Below are 2,223 nucleotides of genomic sequence, written 5' to 3' on the forward strand. Positions count from 1 at the left end.
TTATTCAATACCAGTCCTGAGGTCCCGACATTAAACGTCTGATAACGGTTATGTGAAACGCCCCGGGCGTTCGGGGCCGCAATATGAATAATCGGGCGATTGTTTTTCGAGGTTATTCGCGTGTGCTTATCCGCCAGTTTAATTCCCGGGACTTCTCCTTCTATTTCGGCGAAATTCATTGTCAGTTCAGGACCCTGCCTTAACGCCCTTTCAATCAGCGCAGAAGTCACCGGCGTATACTTCCCCTCAACTGAATTATACTTTCCTTCAGCTGAGTGCAATTCGGTGTTGTTTTGGGTGAGGGTCGTCGTCCCTTTGACCCGCAACGTGGCGTCAGTATCTACAATCTGACCGCCGGCATTCAGGGTTAAATTGTTACCGGCCGTGAGGGTGCTTTTTATTATCGGGAATTGAAATGGGGCAGCGGAGGGTTCATCTTCCCCATCATCAATATCGTCCTCATTGACAGTGTATTTTTTATCGCCATTTTCATATTCATAGGTGTCTTCCGTACTGATATCCAGCGCATCACCACTGGTCAGGGTGATATCTTTCCCCGCCGTCAACGACAGGGTTCGCAGATCAGCAACCTCGCCAGCATGGATCTCAATATTTTCATCCGCTTGCAATTGGCTGAGTTGGTGCAGACGCCGGTTGATAAGGGCGTATTGAGTTTCATCATTGGGTCGAATCCCCTCATCATCAAAATCCGCATAGGCCGCTATTTCAATCATCCCGTTGGTCGCCAGGAAGATATTTTTCGCCTTATTAATCAGGATATTTGAAAGATTAATAGGACCGTCGGCGATAATGCGTAATAGGTTATCCGCAGAGAGCGTGGTTAATGCGCTTATTCCTTCCGAGGTAGAGTCGTCTCCAGAGACAACAGAAAGCAGCCCCCGGCTCGCTAGCAAGGTGATATCACGACCGGCGATATCATAGCCCTTCACATCAAGATGTGACCTGCCATCGAGCAGGACATGGTTCCCGGCGGTTAAATTCCCCTGGCTTAAATAGAGTGTTTCTGCATCAACGATTAAGTTTTGTTCTGCCCTCATTGACGCCCGATTGACKAAGTCTCTGGCGGTGAGAGAAATGTTTTTCCCGGTGATTAACGCCGGATCAGTGGGTTTCTTACCYGCTTYAAAATGGTCCTTATCCAAATCAAAACGAAATCCCTGTTTAAATRYCGCCGTCAGATCCCCACCGGCACTCAGTTTACCGATGATATTTTCCTGACGGTCTTTTATCGCCTGCGTTGAAAAATTGTTGCCGGTCAGGGTGAGGTTTTGTGCCGCGCTTAACTCGCCAACATTGTTTATCTCGTCAACGGTAATGCGGCTGTTTTTACCTGCGGTAATGATCGGGTGGCTTTGCCCGGCCGGATTGACATTATCCAGTTTGGTTGCTTTAAGGGTGACATCCCCCCCCGCCCGGATTTGACCTTGATTGTGCAATGTTTCCGTGGTCAATCTCAGATGTTGATCCGCTTGCACATGGCTTTGTGCCGCCGTTTCAATGGCTTTGCTGTTGATGTTAATGTCCGTTTTGGCGTGGACTTCCCCCAGGATAATTTTACCCTCAGCGGTTAAACGGATAGCGTCTTGGGTTGCGGTTAAGTGGGTGAGATTAACCCCAACGCCCTTTTCAGTAGCCACCAGCCGGATTTTATTAGCATACATGCCGCCTAAGGCTTTGGTATCAACGGCTAATTGCGGTTTAGCGCCTTCTCCAGTGATGGGTTTAACCGTGCCGTCTTTCACGCTGATACGGTTGGCCCCCTGAGTCAGCGACAGGGTGTTAGCCTGAATTTTTCCATTCAACTCCGTTGCCCGGCTGATGATATCGACATAATCCGTCGTCTTGCCGTCCAGCCCTTTGCCGCCAATGGTGATCTGACCTTGTTTAACTTCTAATGCTTCCAGCGCCCCCTGTTTGTCAAACTGGGGTTTCCCGGTGGTCAGGGTGGCGTTGGCGGTATTAATAAAACCACAGCCATCACAGGTTATGCCGTTGGGGTTGGCGATCATTACGTTGGCTTTATTGCCGACAATTTCCAGCTGACCTTGCAGCTCAGAACGCCCGTTGCCGGTGACTTCGTTAATAATCAGTTCCGCCGCTTTATCTTTCAGGTTAGGGTTGGCGTTAAGTTGTCCGGCCAGTTGTGATTGCGCTACCTGAGTGGCGTTATTGAGTACGGCGCCCTGAGTGGCAACGTTAAAC

Annotated in this window: 1 protein-coding gene; it reads right to left on the bottom strand. The window is 49.5% G+C overall.

All coding sequences use genetic code 11. The features are described from left to right. Positions 1-2,223: filamentous hemagglutinin N-terminal domain-containing protein (locus D3222_RS24240; protein ID WP_118988324.1), on the bottom strand; the 2,223-nt coding region annotated here is incomplete at both ends.

It is taken from the genome of Photorhabdus sp. CRCIA-P01, assembly GCF_003545805.1.
Classification (GTDB): Bacteria; Pseudomonadota; Gammaproteobacteria; order Enterobacterales; family Enterobacteriaceae; genus Photorhabdus; species Photorhabdus antumapuensis.